Below are 2,666 nucleotides of genomic sequence, written 5' to 3'. Positions count from 1 at the left end.
CGGCGGGACTGCTCCCGCCGCGCCTTCCGCATTCCTCGACAATCCAGGCGAACCGAACGATGAAAAAGCTGATCCGCCCGATTTCGGGCCTCCTTCTGGGCACCTCGGCGCTGATGGCGCCCGCCCTGGTCATGGCCCAGGCGGCCGACGCCGGTTCCGAAGTTCAGGAGCTCGTCGTCCGGGGGCGCTACATCCCTGAGGTGATGCGCGAAACCGCCGCGGTGGCCTCCATCGTCACCACCGAGGACCTGGTCCGTCAGGGCGACGACAGCGCCGCGGCCGCCCTGACCCGCCTGAGCGGCCTCAGCGTGGTCAGCGGCCGGTTCGTCTATGTGCGCGGCCTGGGCGAGCGCTACTCCTCGGCCCTGCTCAACGGCTCGCCCCTGCCGAGCCCCGAGCCCCTGCAGCGGGTCGTGCCTCTGGACCTGTTCCCCAGCAGCATCCTGGCGGGCGTGAACGTCCAGAAGACCTACTCGGTGAACTATCCGGGCGAGTTCGGCGGCGGGGTCGTCGACCTACGCTCCATTTCCGTCCCCACCGAGCCCTTCTTCGCCTTCGGCGGCAGCCTGGGGGTGAATGACGAGACCTCGCTCAAGCAGGGTCTGACCTATTATGGCGGCGATTGGGACCTGTCGGGCTTCGACGACGGCACCCGCGAACTGCCCCTGCTCATTCGTCGCGGCATCGAGACCGGCCGGCGGATCGACGGCAGCAACTTCAGTTCAGACCAGCTGACGGCCATGGGCCGCAGCTTCCAGAACGCCAACATCCGCCTGCTGCAATCGACCAATGACGTGCCGATCAACGGCAGCGTCACGGCCTCGGCGGGCAGCCGCTGGACCTTCGACTGGGGTGATGTGGGCGTGGTGGCCGTGGGCGGCTATGACCGCGGCTGGACCACCCGCCGCGCCATCCAGCAGGAGGGCGTCGTCAGCCAGGGCGGCCTCGCCATTCTGGAAGATCTCCGCTCGGTTTCCACCCAGATGGATGTGGAATGGCACGCCCTGGCCAGCGTGGCGCTCGATCTGGACGCCCACAAGTTCCAGTGGACCAACTTCTACGTCCGCAATGTGACCAAGGAAGCCCAGTCCGTGGAAGGCGACAGCCAGCGGGCCTCCAACTACATCCGTGACGACTCCACCGCCTGGTACCAGCGCGAACTGATCAACACCCAGCTCACCGGCGCCCATGAGTTCGGCGATCTGAAGATCGACTGGCGCGGTTCCTACGCCCGCACAGAGCGTGACGCCCCCTACGAGACTCTGATCCGTTATCGTCGGGTGGCGGACCTGTTCCGTCACAATCCGCAGTCGGACGCCAACTTCATCCGGTTCAGCGAACTGGAAGACAAGGCCTATGGCGCGGGCGTCGACTTCGCCTATGCCTGGGACAATCCGCTCATCGTCGATCTGACCGTCTCCGGCGGCTACGCCTGGTACGAGAACGAACGCTATTCCGACAGCCGGGTCTTCCGCTTCACCACCGACCAGACGCCCTCGGACGCCTTTCAGCTCCAGCGGGTCGACTTCCTCTATTCGGACTACAACATTGGCCCCAACGGCCTGATCCTGCGGGAGGTCACCGGCTCGGAAGGCGCGGCGGCCTATGAGGCCAAGTTGACCACCCATGCGGTCTATCTCCAGGCCGAAGGCGAAGTCATGCCGGCGGTCCGGGCCAGCCTCGGGGTGCGCTACGAAGAGGGCGAGCAGTTTGTCCGCGCCCTGGACCTGTTCTCCACCAACCACCCGGCCCCGGTGGAGCAGAACAACGACTATCTGCTGCCCGCCGGTACGGTGACCTGGAACTTCGCCGAGGATCAGCAGCTGCGGTTCGGCGTGTCCAAGACCATCGCCCGGCCGCAGTTCCGTGAACAGTCGCCCCAGCTCTATCTGGACCCGGAATCGGATCGCACCTTCGTGGGCAACCCCTACCTGGTGGACAGCGAGCTGGTGAACGTCGACCTGCGCTATGAGCGCTATTTCGACCGCGGGCAGTTCGCCACCATCGGCGCCTTCTACAAGGACATCGACAAGCCGGTGGAAGCGGTGGTCAACGAGACCGGCTCGGGCCTGCAACAGACCTTCCTGAACGCCCCCCGGGCGGTGATCTGGGGCGTCGAGGCGGAGTTCAAGAAGTTCTTCGAGCCCCAGTTCGGCATGAACTGGATCGACGACAAGCGGTGGCTCATCGGCGCGAACTACACCTACAACAAGGCCGAGGTGAAGGTGAGCTCCGGCGACGTGGTCTTCCCGATCACCGGCCTTGGCCAGCCGGCCCCGGCCTCGGCCTTCGTGGTCGACGGCAGCCGGCTGCAGGGCCAGTCCGAGCACCTGGCCAATCTCCAGTTCGGCTTCGAAACCCTGGACGGCGCCACTCAGGCGACCCTGCTGGCCAACTATGCCAGCGAGCGGACCACCGCCCGCGGCGCCTCCGGCGCGCCGGACTTCGTGCAGGATCCGGGCGTCATGCTCGACCTGACCGTCCGCCGGAAGATCCAGCTCTGGGGTCCGGAATTCACCCTCGGCTTCGAAGCCCGCAACCTGCTGGGCCAGGAGTTCGACGAGCACCAGACCCTCGGCGGCGACGAGATCAAGGTGAACTTCTACGAGCTGGGCCGCAGCTATTCGGTCAGCCTCTCGACCCGCTTCTGATCCGGTCGGGGGGTG

1 protein-coding gene is annotated in these 2,666 nt (G+C 66.1%); it reads left to right on the top strand.

Annotated features, from left to right (window positions below; all coding sequences use genetic code 11):
- The first annotated feature begins 59 nt into the window (after positions 1 to 59).
- Positions 60 to 2,651 carry a TonB-dependent receptor domain-containing protein gene (locus tag V7D28_RS14535; RefSeq protein WP_333588099.1) on the top strand — a complete coding sequence of 864 codons (2,592 nt, stop codon included), beginning with the start codon at positions 60 to 62 and terminating at the stop codon, positions 2,649 to 2,651.
- Positions 2,652 to 2,666 lie beyond the last annotated feature (15 nt).

The sequence above is a fragment of the Phenylobacterium sp. genome (genome assembly GCF_036723115.1).
GTDB lineage: Bacteria > Pseudomonadota > Alphaproteobacteria > Caulobacterales > Caulobacteraceae > Phenylobacterium.
The sequence above is the reverse complement of the archived record's forward strand: the minus strand, read 5'-3'. Positions and strand labels throughout refer to the sequence as shown.